General features: G+C 69.9%; 15 protein-coding genes and 3 pseudogenes. 8 read left to right on the forward strand and 10 right to left on the reverse strand.

Annotated elements, in window-relative coordinates; genetic code table 11:
• Positions 1-130: 130 nt before the first annotated feature.
• Positions 131-328 (forward strand): annotated as a pseudogene (locus tag ACZ4VF_RS37480) (transposase); the annotation flags it as partial.
• Between the two features lie 173 nt (positions 329-501).
• Here the strand turns inward: ACZ4VF_RS37480 and ACZ4VF_RS37485 are convergent.
• The 4 genes from ACZ4VF_RS37485 to ACZ4VF_RS37500 form a co-directional block, all read right to left on the reverse strand.
• Positions 502-1,998, reverse strand: a complete 1,497-nt coding sequence (locus ACZ4VF_RS37485; RefSeq protein WP_467931673.1) for an MFS transporter — start codon at positions 1,996-1,998, stop codon at positions 502-504.
• An 809-nt stretch (positions 1,999-2,807) separates the two neighbouring features.
• Positions 2,808-3,608: a phosphatase PAP2 family protein gene (locus ACZ4VF_RS37490; RefSeq protein ID WP_467931675.1), complete on the reverse strand. Its 801-nt coding sequence runs from the start codon at positions 3,606-3,608 to the stop codon at positions 2,808-2,810.
• A gap of 1 nt (position 3,609) precedes the next feature.
• Complete coding sequence (locus tag ACZ4VF_RS37495) at positions 3,610-4,563, reverse strand: YihY/virulence factor BrkB family protein (RefSeq protein ID WP_467931677.1); 954 nt, start codon at positions 4,561-4,563, stop codon at positions 3,610-3,612.
• A gap of 1 nt (position 4,564) precedes the next feature.
• Positions 4,565-6,322, reverse strand: a complete 1,758-nt coding sequence (locus tag ACZ4VF_RS37500; RefSeq protein WP_467931678.1) for a bifunctional phosphatase PAP2/diacylglycerol kinase family protein — start codon at positions 6,320-6,322, stop codon at positions 4,565-4,567.
• A gap of 306 nt (positions 6,323-6,628) precedes the next feature.
• On the opposite strand from ACZ4VF_RS37500, the gene ACZ4VF_RS37505 reads away from it, so the two are divergent.
• From ACZ4VF_RS37505 to ACZ4VF_RS37515, 3 genes are all read left to right on the forward strand, one after another.
• Positions 6,629-6,712, forward strand: a complete 84-nt coding sequence (locus tag ACZ4VF_RS37505; RefSeq protein ID WP_467931706.1) for a DUF3761 domain-containing protein — start codon at positions 6,629-6,631, stop codon at positions 6,710-6,712.
• Positions 6,713-6,903: 191 nt separating this feature from the next.
• A complete protein-coding gene (locus ACZ4VF_RS37510) occupies positions 6,904-8,475 on the forward strand; it encodes an ISL3 family transposase (protein ID WP_467931707.1) in 1,572 nt (523 codons plus the stop codon).
• A gap of 61 nt (positions 8,476-8,536) precedes the next feature.
• Positions 8,537-8,959 carry a DUF4259 domain-containing protein gene (locus tag ACZ4VF_RS37515; RefSeq protein ID WP_467931680.1) on the forward strand — a complete coding sequence of 141 codons (423 nt, stop codon included), beginning with the start codon at positions 8,537-8,539 and terminating at the stop codon, positions 8,957-8,959.
• Between the two features lie 130 nt (positions 8,960-9,089).
• Here ACZ4VF_RS37515 and ACZ4VF_RS37520 read toward each other — a convergent pair whose 3' ends face one another.
• Positions 9,090-10,196: a hypothetical protein gene (locus ACZ4VF_RS37520; protein ID WP_467931709.1), complete on the reverse strand. Its 1,107-nt coding sequence runs from the start codon at positions 10,194-10,196 to the stop codon at positions 9,090-9,092.
• Positions 10,197-10,864: 668 nt separating this feature from the next.
• Between ACZ4VF_RS37520 and ACZ4VF_RS37525 the strand changes: the two genes are divergently transcribed.
• A complete protein-coding gene (locus tag ACZ4VF_RS37525; RefSeq protein ID WP_467931681.1) occupies positions 10,865-11,875 on the forward strand; it encodes a helix-turn-helix transcriptional regulator in 1,011 nt (336 codons plus the stop codon).
• A gap of 131 nt (positions 11,876-12,006) precedes the next feature.
• Here the strand turns inward: ACZ4VF_RS37525 and ACZ4VF_RS37530 are convergent, their stop codons facing one another.
• Both ACZ4VF_RS37530 and ACZ4VF_RS37535 read right to left on the reverse strand, forming a co-directional pair.
• Positions 12,007-12,246 (reverse strand): hypothetical protein, encoded by a 240-nt coding sequence (locus ACZ4VF_RS37530; RefSeq protein WP_467931682.1) that lies wholly within the window; start codon positions 12,244-12,246, stop codon positions 12,007-12,009.
• A gap of 768 nt (positions 12,247-13,014) precedes the next feature.
• Positions 13,015-14,001 carry an ArsR/SmtB family transcription factor gene (locus tag ACZ4VF_RS37535; protein ID WP_467931684.1) on the reverse strand — a complete coding sequence of 329 codons (987 nt, stop codon included), beginning with the start codon at positions 13,999-14,001 and terminating at the stop codon, positions 13,015-13,017.
• Between the two features lie 1,026 nt (positions 14,002-15,027).
• Between ACZ4VF_RS37535 and ACZ4VF_RS37540 the strand changes: the two are divergent.
• Positions 15,028-15,370: pseudogene (locus ACZ4VF_RS37540) on the forward strand (mycothiol transferase).
• A gap of 67 nt (positions 15,371-15,437) precedes the next feature.
• Here ACZ4VF_RS37540 and ACZ4VF_RS37545 read toward each other — a convergent pair.
• The gene (locus ACZ4VF_RS37545) at positions 15,438-16,346 is read right to left on the reverse strand and encodes a LysR family transcriptional regulator (protein WP_467931685.1); all 909 of its coding nucleotides are present in this window, start codon (positions 16,344-16,346) and stop codon (positions 15,438-15,440) included.
• Between the two features lie 70 nt (positions 16,347-16,416).
• Here ACZ4VF_RS37545 and ACZ4VF_RS37550 point away from each other — a divergent pair, with 70 nt between their 5' ends.
• Together ACZ4VF_RS37550 and ACZ4VF_RS37555 are read left to right on the forward strand one after the other, a co-directional pair.
• Positions 16,417-17,358 carry an NAD-dependent epimerase/dehydratase family protein gene (locus ACZ4VF_RS37550; protein WP_467931686.1) on the forward strand — a complete coding sequence of 314 codons (942 nt, stop codon included), beginning with the start codon at positions 16,417-16,419 and terminating at the stop codon, positions 17,356-17,358.
• A 15-nt stretch (positions 17,359-17,373) separates the two neighbouring features.
• Entirely contained in the window at positions 17,374-18,258 is an 885-nt protein-coding gene (locus ACZ4VF_RS37555) for an aldo/keto reductase (RefSeq protein WP_467931688.1), read from the forward strand.
• A gap of 308 nt (positions 18,259-18,566) precedes the next feature.
• Here ACZ4VF_RS37555 and ACZ4VF_RS37560 read toward each other — a convergent pair whose 3' ends face one another.
• Entirely contained in the window at positions 18,567-19,388 is an 822-nt protein-coding gene (locus ACZ4VF_RS37560) for a protein kinase domain-containing protein (RefSeq protein WP_467931689.1), read from the reverse strand.
• Positions 19,389-19,462: 74 nt separating this feature from the next.
• Positions 19,463-19,822: pseudogene (locus tag ACZ4VF_RS37565) on the reverse strand (protein kinase domain-containing protein); the annotation flags it as partial.
• Positions 19,823-20,779: the final 957 nt, after the last annotated feature.

The following is a 20,779-nucleotide window of genomic DNA, read 5'->3' on the forward strand; positions in this document are numbered from 1 at the left end:
AACTCACCCCGGAGCCGTTCCACCTCCCCCAGCTTCACACCACGAAGATGCCCACCACCAGGCAAGATCACGCGAGGTAACGAAGCACTACTAGGCCCTTTCCTTCAGATCATCCGATCGTTGGTCCGGTGTGTCGTTGACTGACGCCCTGTGGGCCCGCATCGAGCCGCTGTTGCCGGATCGGACGCCGAAGAGGGGTGGGCGGTGGCGTGATCACCGGGAGGTGATCGACGCCATCGCGACCAAGTACCGCACCGGTACGCCGTGGATGGACCTGCCCGAACAATTCGGCTCCTGGAAGGGCGCCCACAACCGGCTGCGGATGTGGGCGGCCGACGGCCGACGCCGAAGACGACCTCGACTGGGTCGTCGCGGTGGACGAGGAGTAGGGGCCCGGTGTGCCGGCCAGGGCCTGCGTCCTTTCCGGGACCCTGAGGCGGTGGTGAGGAGCAGGAAGGGTGAGCGGGGCCCCGGCCGACGTCGCGGCCGGGGCCCGGGGGCTCAGTCGGTCTGGTCGCCCGGTCGCTTGGGCAGGCAGAACATCAGGGCCCACATCAGGGCGAGGAGGCTGGTGACCCACCACAGCACGGTGAGGAACGCGTCGCGGTTGAGTGCGGGGTCGGCAGAGCCGTTGGTGGTGGCGAAGAACACCAGGGCGGTCAGTGCGGTGCCCAGGGCGATGCCCAGGTGCATGGCGGTGTTGAACAGGCCCGAAGCGGCCCCGGCGTCCTCGTGCGGGACCTCGGCGAGGGTCATGTCGGCGAGCGGGCCGCTGACCATGCCGAGGCCGAACCCGACCAGGACCACGGGAGCGGTCATCCCCCACAGGGTCAGGTCCTGCTGGCTCGTAGCGACCTGGAATCCGTAGCCGGCCATCGCGGCGACGGTGATCAGGGTTCCGGTCTGGGGCAGGCGGCGGGCGAGGCGCCCGGCGCTCTTCGCGGCGATCGCCGCACCGGCCAGCTCACCGAGGGAGAGCAGCACAAAGGCGACGGCCGCCTGGAGGGGGCTCATGCCCAGACCGTGTTGGAGGTAGAGAGACCAGGTCATGAAGAACAGCCCGCACAGCAGACCGTGCACCAGCTGCGCGGCCGTACCGCCGGAGAACTGCCGGCCCTTGAAGAGCAGCAGGGGCAGCAACGGCGCGTCGCCCTGCTTGCGCTGCTGCTTGCGGACGAAGGCCCCCAGCGCCAGGACGCCGGCGGCGAGCAGGGTGAAGCACCACAGCGGCCAGTGGTGCACGTGTCCCTCGGAGAGCGGGAACACGATCAGGGTGATCGCCAGTGCGGACAGCAGCACGCCGGTCAGGTCGAGCCGGTCGGCCTTCTTCGCGGTCGACTCGGGGATGAAGCGGCGTCCCAGGATGATCACTGCGGTACCGACGGGCACGTTCACCAGGAAGATCGGCCGCCAGGACAGCCCGAACAGGTCGGCCTCGGTGAGCAGGCCGCCCATGATCGGCCCCAGGACGTTCGCGATCGACAGGACCGCCCCGTACAGGCCGAAGGCCCGGCTGCGGTTCTTCCCTTCGAGGGTGACGTGGAGGGTGGCGAGGATCTGCGGAATCATCAGCGCGACGCCCACGCCCTGGAGCGCGCGGGCACCGATCAGGACGCCCGAACCGGCGGCGAGACCGCACAGCAATGAGGCCGCGGTGAACACGACGGCACCCATCAGCAGGAGCCTGCGCCGCCCGTAGAGGTCGCCCAGGCGACCGCCGGTGATCAGCCCGATGGCGACGGGCAGGGAGTAACCGGTGGTCAGCCACTGGAGCGCGTCCGGTCCGGTGCCGGTCGTCTCCTGGATCGCGGGCAGCGCGGTCAGTACGACCGACTGGTCGAGGATGTCCATGAGCTCGGCGGCCAGCAGGACCAGGAGAGCGATCCGGGCCGCGAAGCCCATCTTCGACGACCCTGGCGCCGGGCTGGCTGCGTCTGGCCTTTCGGCGGTGGTGGGGGTGGTGTGCTGCGGCTCGTCGCCGAGCGCGGAGGAAGACACGAGAGAGGGACTCCTGATCCATGCGGGACCGGGGAGCCCTGCCGACAGCCGCACCGGGGCCGGAAATCACGAAACCCGGGGGCAGACGGCAGAGCTGCACCCCGGGAAGACGGAAAACTGCGGGGGAGGGTGACGCAACTCGGGCCAGCGCGACGTCCGCCCCCGGACACGTGCGGCAACACAGCACGTGGGGAACACGGACGACTACACGGCCTGGTTGATAAGAAGTCACCTCAAGATCGATGCGCAGAAGGAACAGGGCCACTGTCACCGATACCTCGGCACAGGGACCGCACAACGGTACGACACCGAGCACTCCACCGCACACCCCGCCCGCCGGCCCGGCCGGGCAGCGGTGCTTCTGCCGCGGCCACCACGGGTCGTTGCCGTACCCGGGCGGCCCGTCGGAGCCGCGGCGAAGAGGATGATGCTGCCCATTCATGCGAGGAGCGCCCCGTCGTGGTCCGCCGCGGCCAGCGGCCCCAGCCATCCCCGCCCCAGTCGCTCACTGAGCCTGCGGAAAGAGGAAGGGACGGGCGGGATGGGCGGCGCGGCTGCGGCGGGGGATCGGGGCGCGCACGGCCGGCGGGCAGGCTGCCGCCCCGCCGGAGCGGAGGACGAGGGTCAGGAGCCGGGCAAGCCCTGCCGCGGCCTGTTCCGCCGACGAACCGTCGCCGACCACGATCCAGCGGGCACTCGGGCAGCACCCCGCCGGGACGCCGTCTGGACCGATTCCGCCGGCGGCGCCCCTGATGCCGATCGGGCAGCACATGGCCAACAGGATGCGCGGCCGGATTCCCCTACGTTTCTCAGCGGGTCCGCGGACGGGGTTCCGGGGTGGCTTCGGTGAGTTCCGGCTCTAGGCCGTCGCTCACCGGGGTACGGCTCCGTCCGGCATCGACGCGCCAGGCCTCGAAGGCCCAGGCGGTGAGGGCGACGATGGTCAGCCCCAGCAGCCAGCCGCCCAGGACGTCGCTGAACCAGTGCACGCCGAGGGCGACCCGGGTGAAGCCGGTCCCGAGGACGCAGAGCACGGCGACGCACCAGCCCGCGATGCGCCAGGCCCGCGGCAGCAGGGGTGCCAGGACCAGCATGAAGATGGCGAAGGAGGTCGTCGCCGTCATCGCGTGGCCGGACGGGAAGGAGTAGCCCGGGGCGTGCGCCACCGGGTCCTGCAGCACGGGCCTGGCCCGGCCGACCACGGACTTGACGAGCAGGCCGACGAGCCCGCCGGCCACGGCGGTGACCGCCGCCCAGGCCGCCAGACGCCAGGCGCGGCGGTACACCAGCCACGCGGTCAGCAGCGCGACGGCCGTGCGCAGCGTCACGGGGTCCCAGATCCGGTCGGAGAGCAGGTGCAGCGCGGCCGTCCACTCCCGGTGGCGCATGGCGTACCGGTGCAGGTCCTGCGCGGCGACGGCGTCCAGGTGCGACAGAGGCCGCCACTGGCCCTCGATCAGGGTCAGGAGCAGTCCGAACGCGACGGCGGCCACCGCGGCGACGCCGGCGGCGGCCAGCAGCCGCGCGCCGAACAAGCGGTCGGCCTGCCGGCGGCGTTCACGGCGTGCTCGGCGGTCGCGGAGGAGCCGCAGGGCGGTCAGGTCGTGCATGTCAGACTCCGGGATCGGCTTGGATCGGGGCGGGGCGGCGGCCGCGCGCCGCCTCCAGCTGCGCGGCGAAGGCCAGCCCGAGGAAGAGGGCGACGGACGTCAGGTAGGCCCACAGCAGCAGGGACATGAAGGCGCTCAGGGGGCCGTAGACGGTGTCGAACGAGCCACTGAGGTCCAGGTAGAGGCTGAGCAGCCAGGTCAGTGTCATCCACAGCACCAGGTAGACGGCCGCGCCGAAGGCGAGCCAGGTGTAGCCGGGCTGCTTGCGGCGCGGAGACCGGCGGAAGATGACGCTGGCGGACAGGAGCGCGAGCAGCAGCCCGAAGGGCCAGCGCAGGATGTCCCAGGCGGCTCGGGTGCTGTCGTGCAGGTGGTAGACGTCGACCGCCGCCGAGGCGAGGTCGTCGCCGGCGATCATCACGATGAACCCGAGGCCGAGCGGGAACCCCGCGCCGACGGACATCAGCAGGCCGCGCAGGTACTTGAGGTGGAAGGGGCGGTCGCGTTCGTTGCCGTAGATGCGGTTGGCGCCCCGCTCGATCTGGCACATGGCGGTGGTGACGTTGACGAGGGAGAAGGCGGCGCCGAACCAAAGGGCGAGGGCGGCGCCGTCACCCGCCGTGCGCCGGCTGCGGGCGAGGGCGTCGTCGACCACGTGGGCGCTGGGGCCCTGGGCGATCCGATGGATGGTCAGTTCGGCCAGTCTGCCGATGTCCTCGGTGTGCAGGGCGGTCGACAGGCCGACGAAGGCGATGGCCAGCGGGATGACGGACAGCACTGTCTGCAGGGCGAGGGCGCGGGAGTGCGTGAAGCCGTCGGCGTAGCGGAAGCGGACGAACGCGTCCCGCAGCAGGGACCAGCCGCCGTAGCGGCGCAAGGCCGCCCATGCCTCGTCGCCGGACAGCTCCTCCCCGGCCATGTCCCGCGTCTCGGGGACCTTCGTCGCGGTGCCCATCTCACTGCTCCCGCGCCGGCAGCAGCATGGTCAGGGCGCCCGGCCCCACCTCGGCGGTCAGGTGCCGGCCGGCGGTCACCGGATCGCCGTCCAGCTCGCGGGGCAGCTCGGTGTCGAAGGTGAACTCCGCGCGGTGGAAGGTGAAGAACTCCACCGGTGCGCCGCTCCCGCCGCCCTCCCGTGACGCCGTCGTGCCGCCGCGCAGCAGCGTCCACAGCGCGGACAGCCAGCCGCCGATGCCGCGGGGGTCCAGGATCAGCAGGTCCAGCCGTCCGTCGTCGGCCCGGGCGTCGGGCAGCAGGGTCACTCCGCCCTGGACGGTGCCGATGTTGCCGACCAGCACCATGCGGGCCGTGCGGCGCAGGGCGGGCGCGCCGTCGAGACGGATGCTCACCCCCGTGCGCGGGGTGCGCAGTTCACGCAGGACGGCGAGCACGTAGGTGGGCCAGCCGAGGACGGCCTTGGCGCGGTCGTTGGCGTTGGCCCGCCGCATCGTCGCGGCGTCGAGGCCGGCGCCGGCCATGGCGGCGAAGTGCGTGGGGGGCAGGCCGTCGCCCTCGATACGGCCGAGGTCGACGCGGTGGGCGGTGCCGCGCAGCGCGGCGTCGAGGGCGTCGGCCGGTGCGAGCGGCAGACCGAGGTTGCGGGCCAGGAGGTTGCCGGTCCCGCAGGGCACCAGGACGAGCGGTACGTCGGTGCCCGCGAGGGATTCGGCGGCGGCGCGGAGGGTGCCGTCGCCGCCGCAGACCACGACGAGGGTCGCGCCGTCGCGGACCGCGCCGGCCGTCTGGCCGCCTCCGGGGTCCTCTGCGGTCGTCTCGACGAACACCGGTGCGGTGTGGCCGTGGTGTTCCAGGACGCGGCGCAGGGTGTCGCGGCCGGCCTCGTCGGTGACCGTGGGGTTGAAGATCACGGCGGTACGGCCGGGGGCCACGGGCCGCGACGGGCCGGCCGTGGGCGTGGACGCGGGGGCTGGGGGAGCGGTGACCGCGCCGTCCGCGAGCAGTGCGCGCCGTGCGATCAGCAGGGACAGGGTTCCGTTGACGAGGCCGCCCATGACGTCGGTGGGGTGGTGCATGCCCCGGTAGAGGCGGGCGAGGCCCACCAGGAGGGGCAGGACGCAGAGCAGGCAGGCCACGACGGTCCGCCACGGGCCGCGAAGCCGGGACAGCGCCAGCAGCGCCAGGCCGCCGTAGACGGCGGTGGCCGCGCCGGTGTGACCGGAGGTGTAACTGGACGTGGGCAGGGAGCCGTCGAGGCGGTGCACCTCAGGGCGGTGGCGGTCGACCGCGAAGGTGATGACCAGGAAGACCAGCGACTGCAGGGATACGGCGACGGCGAGGAACACGGCCTGCCGCCACATCGGCAGCCGCGGTATCAGGATCAGCCCCAGGCAGCTCGCCAGGGTGACGCCGATGACCGTCCCGGTGTTGCCTCCTTGCGAGGCGACGGAGGACAGCATGGTGAGCGTGCCGGTGCGCAGGCGCACGAAGGCCTCGTTCACCCCGTCCTCGGCCGTGAGCGGCCACAGGTGGCGAGCCGGGCCGGTGATCAGCAGTCCGAGGCCCACCATGAAAGTGGCCTGACAGACGGCCAGCGCCGCGATCCACCGCACGGACCAGCCGATGCCGCGCGGCATCGCGGGACGGCTCCGGGCGACGGCTCCGGGTCCTTCGCCAGGTCCGGCAACTGGCAGTTCGGCGGTGAGCCCGGCTGGGCTCCCCGGCTCGGCGGGTCTCTCCGGCACGGCAGTCGACATCGGGTACCCCTCTTGGTTCAGCACTTGGCGATGCGTTCGCCGGTGGCTGTCCTCCTCCACCGGCACACCGCCGTATGCCCGCTCTGCCGAGGAGCAGACTCGCGCCGGCGTGCAGCCAGCCTCAGACGACAGTTGGTAGTACTGGTGGCGGCGGCGAGGTTGAGGGCCCATCTGGCGGCCTGGCTGCGCCGTGGCGTGTGTTTCTCGTCCTGGGCGGCGGGCTTGCCCCCGAGGATGTGCCCGCACAGCCATTGCTGTGGGCGGTGAGTTTGTCCCAGCCGAGCCGCTGCGCCCGTACCCACCGTCCTGTACGACGGCATGTACTCGTACGCCGCCCATCATCGGGGTGCCTGCACGCACCACGGAGGCGTAGCCGTCCTCTACCGGTAGGGCCGCCCGTACGGGCGGGTGGCTTCGTCCACGAGAGTGGGTTCTGGCTCGCTTTCCGTGATGCGCGCACGCTGAGTGACGGTCGGTGCTCCGATCAGGCTTCGGGAAGTTGCCTGAAGATGGCCATGGTCGACCTTGGTGTGGTCGACAGTGCGGCGTCGTGGAAAAGACGTCGCCTCCTCTTGGAGGGCATGCTGTTACCGTCCATCGCGGACGTGTCGGTGCTGTCGCTGGACGTAAGCCACGAGGCAATACGCATCGACGTGTGCAGTACGGCGGCCGGGGCGGCATGCCCGGACTGTGGGAGCAAGTCGAACCGGGTGCACAGCTCTTACCTGCGCTTTCCTGCGGACGTGCCGGCTGGGGGACGTCTAGTGGTCCTACAACTGCGAGTCCGGCGGTTCTTCTGCCCGGAGTCTTCATGTGCTCGGCGAACGTTCGCTGAGCAGATGCCGGGACTGCCCCGGCGGCACAGCAGGTGGACGGGGCGGTTGCGATCGACTCTCGCCGCGGTGGGTCTCGCCCTCGCCAGCCCGGCTGGCGCCCGGATGGCACGGGCCTTCGGGGTATCCATCAGCCGCAGCGCGGTGTTGCGACTGCTCGATGCATTGCCGGAACCCGAAGGCCCGGCCCCGCGGGTGGTTGGTGTGGATGATTACGCCACACGCAAGGGACGGGTCTACGGCACGGTGCTCGTCGACGTCGAGACCCGCCGGCCGGTGGATCTGCTGCCCGACCGAGAGGCGTCAAGCCTGGCCGCATGGCTGGCGAAGCGGCCCGGGATCGAGATCATCTGCCGGGACCGCGCGCCGTTCTTCGCGGAAGGTGCCACAGCCGGGGCACCACAGGCGACGCAGGTCGCCGACCGCTGGCATTTGTGGCACAACCTCGGGGAGGCCGCCGAGCGTGCTGTCGCCCGCCACCGCCAGTGCCTTCGCGTCCTGGGCCCCGAGTCCGAGGGGAAGTCCGAGCCACCGGCGCCGCCCGACGAGAAGGCGGACTCGCCATGGCGGAGCGAGGGATTCGCCAACCGCATCCGAGCCAGGCACGCCACGGTCCACGCCATGTTGGAAGCCGGCCACAGCCGCCGTTCCATCGGGCGCCAGCTGAACACGACCCACCGCACCGTCACGAACCTCGCTGACGCGGCCAGGCCGGAAGACCTCTTCCGTGGCCAGTGGCAGCACAACAGGACCTCCGTCCTCGACGAGTACAAGCCCTACCTGGACGAACGCTGGGACGAGGGCTGCACCAACGCCTGGAAGCTCTGGGAAGAGATCCTTCCCTTGGGCTACCGAGGAAGCTACGGCCGGGTCAGCGCCTACCTGCGAGAGAAGCGGACCTCGCCACGGCCGGTCACCGGGCAACCGCCGGCACCCCGCGTGATGACGAGATGGATTCTCAGCCGACCCGAGACGCTGACCGAGACCGAACAGGTCCGGCTCAAGACTGTCCTGGCCAACTGCCCTGAACTCGATGCCCTAACCGGTCACGTCCGGTCCTTCGCTCAAATGCTCACGGAGCGCCAGGGCGAACGACTCCCGAAGTGGCTCGACGCCGTCCGCCATGACGACCTGCCCAGCCTCCACACTCTCGCGGCTGGCATCGACCGAGACCGCGATGCGGTCATCGCCGGCCTGACCCTGCCCTGGAACTCCGGAGTCGTCGAAGGACACGTCAACCGGATCAAGATGCTCAAGCGCCAGATGTTCGGACGCGCCGGCTTCACACTGCTCCGCAAGCGGGTTCTCCCCGCCCCGTGACCGATGTCAGTGGCTCCTGGAACCATGCCTTCGTCCAAGACAGCCGTATCAGGAGCCATGCGTGGGAACGTGGGGAACCGGCCCGTTCGACAGCGACCTCGCCGCAGACTTCGTCGATGAACTTGGGGGACTTACTCACCAGCAGGTCATCGACGTGCTGGGGCGGGTATTCCAACGAGTCACCGACTCGGGAGAGCGCGTCGATGGCGGAGACGGGGCCGAAACTGTTGCTGCCGGCGCTCTCCTCGCCAGCACCCTCCCGGACAGCCCCATCGTGATTGACCCCGATGACGGCCCCAGGCAACCACTGCCTGAACTTCCGGCCTCGCTCCGCGCGTCGGCGAGACTCGCACTGGACCGGGTTCTCCGAGACGGACCAGAGATGGCAACCGGCTGGGTGGACAGCGCCGACGCCGATCAGTGGCGCCAGGAAGTGCGACAGATCCTCCAAGCACTCGAAACACCCGCTGATCACTCATCCTGACCGCTTCACGGAACGTGCCAGAACCCGAGAATGAACAGCAGATGTTCACCAACTCGGGAGGCACCGCTGTCCCGCACTGTTCGGTCGGGGCAGTTTCGGAGAGCGAGTACCGGCGTCCTCTGCCGGTCGGCTAGAAGAGGCCGGAGCGCATGTGTTGCGTGATGTTCTCGAGGATCTCGCGCAGCCGCGGGCTGCGCGCGGCAGGCAGCTGGGTCAGGGTGTGCTGGAAGATGCCCTGGTCGACCTGGAACAGTTGATGGGGGCGCGGCGCGGGCGGGTCGTCGCGGAGAACGCCCGCGGGCACGGTGCCCGACGCGGGGAGACGTAGGTGCGGTTCGGGGAAGGCCAGCCACATCCACACCCCGAACGGCAGCGGCACCGGATAGGCCGATGCGGGCCGGCCGGCCGGGCTCCAGGTCTCCCCTGTCTGCGGATGGATCGGCACGAGCAGTATGTCGGCGTCCGCGTCAGGACCGGACAGTCCCGGGCCGGCCAGCACAGCGTGCCGCGCCGGCCGGCCTCCAGGCAGGAGGGCGTCGAGGGCACGCTGGAACACTTCCGCGGTCAGCCCGTGCGGGACGGTCACCGGCTGACCGTTGGAGGCTGCCAGCAGATGGGCGAGCGCCCGGCCGGCAGCCGCCTCCCACTGCGGGCTCCATGACCACCGGTGGCCCGACCCGAGCAACGAACCCCATCTGGTGAGCGGCTCGTACGGGGGCGTCCGCTTGCCCTCCACCAACAGTTCCGCCCAGGAGAGCGTCCTGGGGCCGGCCTTGTCGACCGGGAGGCGGCGCACGGCGTCCGGCGCGAGCCAGACCGCTTGCCAGAGTGAGCAGTCGTCGATCCGGCTCCCCACGGGCAGGCCGCACGCCTCACACGCCATGTTCGGGCCCTCACCCCAGTCGAGGCCGCAGCAGTAGCCGCCGGCCTTCTCCGGGATGAGCACAGCGCCGCGGGTGTCTCCCGGTGCGATGACGACCGTGCCAGGGGTGCCGTCGGACCAGGAGAAGCTCGGCGCGCGCATGTCGCGGGCCGCCACCTCCTCCGGATCGGTCTCATCCCATCTCCGCCATGGCGGCCCCAAGCGGTTTGGGTCCACGGCAAACGTGCCCGACTCCATGAGCACCGGGAGCTGAACCCCGTTGCCGTACTTCTGATGGGCGTGAGCCGGCAGCACGACCTGGGACAGCGGGACCGTCAGCCTGGCGCCGCACCCAGCACACACGAAAATGAACAAACGTCCTCCGCCGAAGAAGCGGAGAGCATCTTCGCAGCTTCGCCACGGACCGGCCAACGTATTTCATCCGCTGCGGGGCGGACACGGCCACGGCGTGAAGCATCACTGGTGGAATCCTCGACGCGCCAGGTGCCTCCCGAAGAGGTGAACGTCTGCTGCCCGTTCTCGGGCTCTGATCCACTTCACGTGGTCCGGTCACGCACTGCTCTCTCTCGGGCCGTCCGCTGGGATGATCGCCTCATGCTTCAAGCTGGGGGACTGGGCCTGTCACCCGAAGTCGACCGCAAACGAGCCGAGGGCAAGCGGCATACACAAGCCGTCCTCACCCTCGCACGCCGACGCGTCAAGGTCCTCTGGGGCCACTGTCACCTCGGTCGGTTGTGCAGCCGACCTCTGACACACCCGAAGGCATACGCTATGCAGCTCGTCAACCGGCAGACCGGCCTGTGCCTGGACGTTGACAACCGGGGCGACCCCTGCACCCACCCCCGCGACGGCGACAACCGCGCCATGGGGGAAGTAACCTAGTCGGCCATCCGTCACCAGCGAAGCCTGCCCCAGGTCCCATTCCGCAAGTGCGGGTGCACTTGCTGAGGTTACGCTGGCACAGGTCAGCCGTCCGGACGGTTTCCACGGGCGGCAGGCCGCCGTGGACCGGGGGGGCGGAGTTGGATATCGGGGTCACGTTCGACAGTGAGAACGTCTTGGCGGAGGAGCGGTTCGGCCTCTGGCGAGAGCTGGTGGGACGCAGCCGCAACTGCGAGATGACCAGCCCGCACGAACGCGACTTCTCTGGTCGGGCCAGGCGGCTGGAGTTGGGGCCTGTCACTGTCCTGCGCTCGTCCTTCTCGCCGACATGGTTCCGCCGTACCTCCGGCATGGTCCGCCGGACGGATCCGGAGGCGTACCACATGACGCTGCTGCTCGCCGGCGGCCTTGAGTTGACCCGTGGTGTGGATCGGGTGACCTTCGGACCAGGGGAGATCCACCTCGTCACCAGCTGGACTCCTTACGACGTGAGGGCTTTCGTCTCCCCCACCGCTGACGGCGGAGGGGAGGACCAGGTCGAGGCGATAGGCGTCGACATTCCCGCCACCGCCCTGCCCCTTTCCCCTCAGCGGCTGAGGGCTCTTTTGGGCCGGGGGTTCTTACGAAACCAGGGCCTGTGCCGTCTTCTCGCCGACTTCCTGATCGGCCTCGACCGTCAGGCCGCCGCGCTCAGGTCGTCCCAAGCACCGCGCTTGGGAGCAGCCGTGCTCGACTTGACAGCCGCGTGGCTCGCACACGAAATCGATGCCTTCACCGCCTTGCCCCACGACTCCCGGCAGCACGTCCTTGTCCACAACGTACGGGCCTTCGTGCATCGACACCTCGAGGACCCGGCCCTGAGCCCGGCCCTCATCGCCGAGGCCCACCACATCTCTGTCAGCTACCTGCACCGGCTCTTCACCCAGCACGGGGAAGGCGAAACCCTGGCAGCATGGATCCGTGGGCAACGGCTGCGAAAAGCACACGCCGAACTGGCAGATCCCCTCCTCGACAACCTTCCCGTCCACGTCATCGCCGCACGCTGTGGTATTTCGCAGCCTTCTCAGTTCTCCCGAGCCTTCCGTGAGGTCTACGGCATGACCCCCAGGGAGCACAGGCAGCGCGCGCAGGCAGCTCATGGCGGCATCTAGGGCATTCGTCCAGCCTGACTCGCTTGCGCGGTCCGGCGCTGGTTCCGCGCCAGGCAACGGCTGTGGCCCGCAGGAGCGGAACCTGCGGGCCACAGACCTGTGAAACTGGGAGCGGGATTTCTCTCGGGCTGTTATCCCCAGTACACGCGGAACTGCTTCGAATCCCCGGACCAACCGGGCATGCAGGCAGCCTGACCGGATATCGCCTGCAGGTAGCAGCCCTTGGTCTCGTTGTAGAAGTTGGTGTAGGAGCCCGAGAGCGAGGCGACCTTCCAATTCTGTCCGTAGGCGCTGTTGGAGCATCCGGTGGTGAAGACATCACCGTAGCTGTCCGCGCTCAGGCAGAGGCTGAGCAGCCCACCTGCGGTCATGATGAACGTGTTGTGACTGTTCGCCCAGTACTGCGTCTACCTCGTGCCGCAAGGAGCCTCGTACACGTCATGGATCGCACTCGTGCTGTCGACGGTACCGGCAAGGCACAGCCCCGTCGCCTTGTTCTGGATCTGGAACCCGGTGGAAGCCGACGCCGGGCTGGCCGTCAGCAGGGCACTCGTCAGGCACAGTGCTGAGACGGCGGTCGCAGCTTGCGCGAAACGACGGATGGTAGGCATATCTCTCCTCGCAGACCAGATAGACGCTGGAACTCGGTGGCCACCTTCGGCCCCATGAGAATTCCAGCTGACCGGGCCGGCGAGTTGACTCTGAGAACACACTTCCTGCACTTTGCGTCTACTGCTCCATGCCCTCATGGGAGAGTCCAGCCTGGATCTGGTGGCGGGTGCCACGGGCGCCGGGCTCAAGGCGGCGAACAGTGGCCCCGTATGGGTGTGCCGCGTGAGGTCTACAGCGAGTACGCGGGCACAGGCCGACCATCGCTCCGAGCTGGTCAGTCGGCGGCCGGCAGAACCGACGCGGGCATGGGACGGATCAGTCCCACCAGAAGCCCCCACGGCGTGAGCCGGTGATCTGCTCGGAGTACGCGGCCAGTGCGTACGGACTGGAGCCCTGCCACCCCACAGGATCGACGACGGCGTCGGTTGGAGGACGTGGGGTACGCGGCCGACCGGCTGCGCACGAGCGTGCCTTGCCGAGGATGTCGGCGACGAAGCCGTGTACATGTTGCACGGTGTCAGCCGTTGTCAGGCGGTGGCGTCCTGGTCCAGGAGAGCTGTTCCGAGGGGGGTGAGCGTGTGGAGGACGGCGGTACCGGTACGTGTGGTGGTGATGAGCCCGGCGTTGCGCAGGACGGTGGTGTGCTGGCTGGCTGAGGGCAGGGAGATGCCGACTCGGTCGGCTGTCTCGGTGGTGGTGGCCGGGTGGCGCAGGCTGGCCAGGACGGCGGCCCGGGTACGTCCCAGTAGCGGACCGAGGGTGTCGGAGGCATGCGTGGGGTGCTCCTCGGAACGCAGGGGATAGGTCAGGGTCCAGGGCTCTCCGGGGACGCGGCCGTACATCGGGTCCTGGGCGAAGTAGGAGGGGATGAGAATCAGGCCGTGGCCGCCCAGGTGCACGTCAGTGGGATCACACCGTGAGCTGACGTGCCAGGTCGGGGATTGCCAGTGCCAGCCGGGGACGAGGGTGGCGAGGAGCGCGTCGACGCCGCCGCGCAAGAGTGTCTCGGCGCGCAAAGCACGGTCGGCGACGCCGGCGGATTGTATCTGTGGCCACAGCGCGGCCAGGGTGGAGTCGAAGTAGCGGCGGGTGTCGTGTGCCAGAATTCCCCGGCCCTTGGCAGTGCCGTCGGCAAGCTCGCGCAACTGTGCTTTTTCACGGGCTCGGCTGTCCAGATGGGCGATCTCGGCCGCCAGCACGTCGACCGGTGTGGCTGCGGCGAGTGCGACACCGTCCTGCAATGCGGGCGTTGACAGCTGGAAGAAGAAGTCGAGTGAGCCACCCTGGCGTGGATCCAGGTCCAGAAGCACCCCGGCCCGGGGAACCAGACTGGTGACGATCGTCCTGCGCCATTGCGTGAGTCCGGGACGCGGCCGGATCGTGCCGGTCGGTCCCGTGCGTAAGAAGCGCACGCTGAGCGCTGCTTCCAGTAACGCGTTGGGCACCGGAGCGAGAGTGATCTTACGCAGGTCGGCGTCGGTGAAGTGGATGCGCAACATGAACACGATGCTCATGCGTCCAGACCCTTTTGGCTACACGTGAAAGGCCTCGTGACCGTATCCGGTGGGCGGCAGGCTTCTTTGCAGCGGCTTCTGCGGGACACATCAGCGGGAGCCCTCAACTCGGAACTGGAGGGTTGATTGATCAGCAAGATGATGGTGAGGGCGCTGGCAGGCACAGTGTTCAGTGGTGCCGTGCTCGTCGGCCTGGCCACCGCCCCGGCCGCCGCCTACCCGGTACAGAACTGGACCCAGCTCAACAACAAGTTCCCCAACGAGGCCGGCGTCTCGTACGAGGCCACAGCGACAACTTCGAGATCTGGCACAACCGTGATGACGATCTGCGCGTTTACGCGCAGTGGAACTACAAGGGGATCGCCGACTCCTGGACGACTTACGGGGCGCCCGTCGACTACCCGTACAGCTACACGGTGGACCGCGACCTCGTCGAGGGCCGCGTGATCCACCTGCGCGTCTGCCGTGACGAGCCGAACGTGACCGACCCGTGTTCTGACATCGTGCAGACCGGCACATGACCACCTCCCGGTACCAGCCGGCGCCCGTACCAGGGCGGCGGCCGGCACCTTCCGGCTCCTGACATCGCCGAGCCGGACGTGGTCGGGGCATCGGGGGAGCCCCGACCATGCGTAAGGGCCATGCGTGGTGCGGACGAAGTCGCGAACTCTGGCACCGCGGTGCGTACCGTCGGATCGGAGTGGACGCATCGGCACCGCGACCCTGCGCAACCACCGCGGCCGGTTCATCGGCGAGGTGTTACGGGGCAACCACTACCACCACGGCGACGGCTGGCGGCACGGTGCTGACCACCGCGACGGGCACCACGACTGACGTTCACAGACGGCAGCAGACTGCCCGGCGGGTGCTGCGGCCCGGACTCGGGGACCAGCCGTGACACCCTCACCCCAAGGCCACTCACCCACGCCCGCATCGAGTGCCCCTCACTAATGCCGCATCAGGCAACGTTCGCCCTGCCGGAAGCCCTGCCTGTCGACGTCTTCAGCCGCTGGAGACCATCGACCGATGAGCGCCATCAAACGTCCTTTACCGCCTCACCGCTTCACCCTCGCCATGAAGTGCGAGGGCCTGGACGACGGGCAGGCCGCCGTCGCGTCCGTGCCACCGTCGGGCTTCACATTCACCGCTGCCGGGGGCGCCACACTCCACGACGCCCTCGCCACCTGGGAGGCGGAGATCGCCCGCGCCCGCGAGCTGCGCCGACCGTGCTCTGACCGACGCAGGTGGCTTCATACAGCAGGACGTCGACCTCCGCGGGATCCTCGTTCACATGATCGAGGAGTACGCCCGCCACAACGGTCACGCCGGCCTGGCCCGGGAGCGCGTCGACGGCACCACTGGCGTATGACTGTCGGCGTACGCATGAACGTCCCCAACGGCGTACGGGTGAATGAGGCCGGTTCGTGGCGCGGGGGTCAGGCGTCGTGCAGCGCTGCTACCTGCTCCTTGAGGGCTTGTATCAACGTCGCGGCCTGGGGGTGGTTTCGGCGGGAGATCGTGGCAACGCCGATGTACCGGGTCGGTGTCGGCGGCTCGATCGGGACGGTGCACAGGCCGTCTATTTTCGGGGTCAGCGCGACGGAAGGGATCAGTGAGATCCCCATGCCCGCGGCGACCAGCGAGCGGGCGAAGAAGTAGTCGGTCGTCGTCCCGCGCACCTGCGGGTCGAAGCCCGCACGTTCGGCGTAGCGGCGCAGGTAGGCTTCGGTCTTCAGGCAGCCAAGTACCCAGGGCTCGGCCGCCAGTTCGGCGATGCCGAGCGCCTCGCGGCCGGCCAGGGGGTGTGCCTCGGGCAGGACGACGTGCAGGGGGTCGTCCAGGAGCGCTGTCCATTCCAGGCCGGCGCCCGGGCCCGGCTGACCGGGCAGCGGGCCGTCGAAGTGGTAGGCGAGTGCGAGGTCCACGGCGCCCTGGCGGACCAGCGCCAGGCTGTCTTCGGGCTCGCCCTCCCGGACATGGACCACGAGGTCGGGGTGGGCAGTGCCGAGCCGGGCGAGTGCGCCGGGCAGCAGGACCCGGCCGCCGCTGGTGAAGGTGGCCAGGGTGAGCCGGGTGAGCCCGCTGCCGAGCCGGTCGATTTGCCGCTTGGCGTGTTCGAGTTCCGCGGCGACCGACTCGGCGGCCCCGACCATGATCCGGCCGGCCGGAGTGAGCGTGATCCCGCGGGTGCTGCGCGTCACGACCTGGGCACCGAGACTGCGCTCCAGCGCGGCGACGTGCTGGGACACGGCCGAGGGCGTGAGGCGGAGGGCCGCCGCCGCTCGGTTGAAGCTGCCGTGCTCCGCCACGGTCCGCAGGACACGGAGCCGCTGAACGTCGATCAACAGTCTTCCTTAATACGTTTCCAGTATCTGGTCACTTCTGCTGATGACTGTAGGCGCCCAGGATGAGGGCATGCAAAGAATCTGTGTGATCGGCGGAAGCCGGTACGTCGGCAAACTCCTGGTCCAGCGCCTGCGGGCGGCCGGCCACCAGGTCACTGTGGTCAACCGCGGTTCCGTACCGCCGTCGGCGGATGTGGAGCACCTCGCCGTCGATCGCGACGACGCGTCCGCCCTCACCGCCGCGCTCGGCTCCCGCGCCTTCGACGTGGTCCTCGACCAGGTCTGCTACACCCCCGTGCAGGCCGCGCTCGCCGCCCGGACCTTCGGCGACCGCACCCGGCGATACGTCATGACGTCCACGATCGAGGTCTACGACCCGGCGACCGCCGCACTGCCCGCGCTCCCGCCCGGGGCCCTCGTGACGGAGAAGGTCGTCGACCCGGCCACATGGCTGGTGCGCACGGATCTGCCCTGGCACGACGCGGCGTACCTCAAGGCACACTACGCCGAGGGCAAGCGCCAGGCGGAGGCCGTCTTCGCGCAGCGCCTCGGGTGCGATTTCGCCGCGGTGCGCAGCGCCCACGTACTCGGCGGCGGCGCCCAGGAGTTCACCGGCAGGCTGGCCCACTACGTCGAGCACGTCACCAAGGGAACGGAGATCACCGTGCACACCGGGGCGCTTCCCACGGTCTTCATCCACCATGAGGAACTGGCGGACATGCTGCTGTGGGCGGCCGGTGTCGGCGACCTCACGGGTCCGGTCAACGCCTGCTCCGACGGCCCGCTCACCGCCTACGACCTGAGTGCTGTCATCGCTGCCCGGGTGGGCCGGGAGCCGGTGTACCGCCGCGTCGGAGCGGGCGAGCCGGCCTCTCCGTTCTCCTACGACCGCCACTACGCCATGAGCAACGCCCGCGCGAAGGACCTCGGCTTCTCCTTCTCCCACGTCACCGACTGGTTCCCCGGTGCCGTCGCAGAAGCCCTCCACGCATCCGCCACCGCCACCGGCTGAGGAACCTCACCCACCATGCGCTACCGCACTATCGGAAACGTCCCCGTCAGCGCCGTCGGCCTGGGCGCGATGCCGCTGTCCATCGAGCACCGCCCGGACGAGGAGCAGGCGATCGCAACCATCCACGCCGCCCTGGACGCCGGGATCACCATCATCGACACCGCCGACAGCTACCACTGGCACGCCGGCGAGACCGGCCACAACGAACTCCTCATCGCCCGCGCCCTCGCCCGTTACGGCGGCGGCACCTCCGACGTCCTGGTCGCCACCAAGGGCGGCCGCGGCCGCCCCGGCGACGGCAGTTGGAGCGTCAACGGCACCCCGACCCACCTCAAGCAGGCCGCCGAAGCATCCGCCAAGCGCCTGGGCGTCGAAGCCATCGGCCTGTACCAACTGCACAAGCCGGACCCGACCGTGCCCTGGGCGGAGTCCGTCGGCGCGCTGCGCGACCTGCTCGACGCCGGCACCATCCGCGCCGCCGGAATCTCCAACGTGTCCACCGGCCAGATCCGCGAAGCCCACGCCATCCTCGGTGACGGGCTCGTCTCCGTGCAGAACCAGCTCTCCCCGGCCGTCCGCGACAGCGATCCCGAGCTGCGGTTGAGCACGGACCTGGGGCTGGCCTTCCTGCCCTGGAGCCCGTTGGGCGGCATCCGGCGCAGCTCCCTCGACGGACCATCGGGCCCGACCTCCGCCGGCACCGCCTTCCACCACATAGCGGCCGAGCGCGGTGTCAGCGCGCAAATGGTCGCCCTGGCCTGGCTGCTCGCCCGCTCCCCGGCCGTGATCCCGTTGCCCGGAGCCAGCCGCCCGGCCTCGATCCAGGACTCGGCCAAAGCGGCGGAACTCGATCTGAGCGAGGCGGAGCTGGTGCGGCTCGAAGACGCACTACGGCGCTGAATCAGCACCACTCGCCGGTCCCTACACCGGATCGGCACGGCGCTTCCGTAATCGACCGCTTCCCCCCGTCACCTCACCATCAACCAGGCGTGGCTTGAGCTGTCCCTGACAGCGATCGACCTGTGCGGGCGAATTCAGGAGGGCTACTGACCGGGGTGGTGGGCTGGCTGACGGGGAGATAGATTTCGAGCACGTGTCTGCTGGAACGGGTGGCGGAGTGGTCGGGGCCGAGGACCCGTGCCAGGTCCGCGACTACGCCGGCCATCAGCAGCCTCGCTTGCGCGTGGTCCCCGGCGGCGTGGACGAAATCAGCGTGCAGGTGCCGGCTCCAGAGGGTGGATCTGTGGTCGGGGCCGAGGACCCGCGCCCGGTCCAGTGCGTTCTGCGCCAACAGCAGGGCCGCCTCGGCATAATGGCCTCCCTTGCCGAGGAAGAGCGCGTGCAGCTGTCCGCTTCGACGAGTCTCCTCGTGGTCGGGTCCGAGGATCCGCTTTCGGAGCGGCGAGCACTCCGGCCATCAGCCCCGCCGCCTGCGCGCGGTGCCCGGCGGTGTCGAGGTAGAAGGCGTGCATGTGGCGGCTCTGGAGGGTGTCGGGATGGTCAGGACCGAGGAACCGCCCCTGATCGACCGCCAGCTGATCCATCCGCCGCGCCGCAGCCCTCGGATCCAGATCGCGTTCGTTCTGCCGGATCCGGGTGTAGCGAAGAGTCAGCTCCTCACGGGTCGGCGGGGGCTCGCAGGGCGACTGGGGACCCGGGTCGGGGAGACGGTGACGCGGGAGCAGCTCGGTCACGAGGGCGGCCCACGGGGTGCCGCTCGGCCACTGTTCGAGCGGGTGCCAGGACGCGGTGACGGCTCTCAGGACCTCGTGCCGGGTGGGCCGATCGTCGGGTTCCTTGGCCAGGCAGGCGGCGACCAGGCCGCGGAGCGGCGCGGGCACGTCGTCGAGCCGCGCGTTGTCGTGGAGGATGCGGTGCAGCATGGCCAGCGGCGGGCCTCCGCCGAACGGGCTCTGTCCGGTGGCGGCGAAGGCGAGGATGAGGCCCAGCGTGAACACGTCGCCGCTGAGACCGAGTTCGTCGACGCCGATCTGCTCGGGCGACATGAAACCAGGGGTGCCGATGACCACGCTGTCGGGGTCAGGGATGCGTGATCGAGGGCGCGGGCGATACCGAAGTCGATCACTCGTGGGCCGTCGGCGGCCAGCAGCACGTTGGCCGGCTTCAGATCGCGGTGCACCACCCGGGCGGCGTGGATGTCCTGCAGACCCTCAGCGAGTCCGGCGGCCAGCGGCCACAGCGACTCCAGCGGGAACGGTCCGGCCTCGGCCACCGCCTCGGCCAGACTCGGACCTGGTACGTACACGGTCGCCAGCCACGGCGCGTCGTCCTCCGGCCCAGCACCCACCAGCGGCGCGGTGAACGCGCCACTCACCGCCCGGATCGAGGCGGCCTCTTGGGCGAAGCGTCGCCGGAAGTCCGTCTGCCGCGCAAGGTGCTCGTGGACCACCTTGACCGCCACCGCCCGGCCGGACGGCGACCGGCCCAGAAAGACCCGGCCCATCCCTCCCTGCCCCAGCCGCGCCCGCAGCGTGTAGGGGCCGATGTGCCGTGGGTGCTCGTCGTGCCCAGAGCCTCCATGACCGCCCCGATTCGATCTGCCTGTACGACCGGTCCGCGCTGTGGCGCGATCGTAGCGCCGAGGACGGGACGAGAACAGCGTCGGCTAGCCGCCGCACGACCCTGCCGAGCAGGAAAGGCCCGAGTCGCCCGCCTGGATGCGGCGCGCAGGCGCACCCGGCCCAGCCGGGTTCGTGCCGACGGCCGGCCACAGAGTCTGCTGGAGGACGCTTGCCGGTCGGACTCATGACCGGAGTGCTGTCAGCAGCGACCAGACGTGCCGTCTAGTCGTCCGTCGGTGTTCCCACCCGGCGGGCCGACCATGGCGCGTTCGTGCAGTGGTGTGCTCGGCCGGCCGTGAGCTGTCTGTGCCTGTGAGTGGGTGGGTGGGTGTCAGCGGGTTCGTGGTGTGGATGCCCTGGTAGTGGGTGTGGGGCGGGGCTGTGGTCGTTGTCATGGGGTGACTAAGCGGCTGTCGTGGGGCGGCTGACAGGTTGGGTGTTGGCTGTCATGGGTTTCGCTGTTCCTGTGTGGGGTTTCGCTGTTCGGGTGGGCTGGGCCGTATGGCGGTTCGGGGGGTTTCGGCTGGTGGGCCTGGCGGTTGTGCGGGCCGGGGGGCGTTGGCGCGGGGTGTGGTGGTGCGTCGGCTTCTTGCGGTGGATGGGGAGGGGACGCTGTCGGCGTTGCATGTGCGGATCGCGGCGGAGCCGGCGGGGGAGTCGGAGCGGACGGTGTGCGCGCCGAGGTCATGTCGGGGCACGGCCGCGGCAGGGCCGGTGCGGGGGGGGGGGGGGGGGGGGGGGGGGGGGGGCAAAAACCCCCCCCCCCCCCCCCCCCAGCGTTGGGGCGCCTGGGGGGGGGGGGGTGGGGTTTGGGGGAGAGTCGACGCAAGGTACCTTCC

It is taken from the genome of Streptomyces sp. NPDC029151, assembly GCF_055564315.1.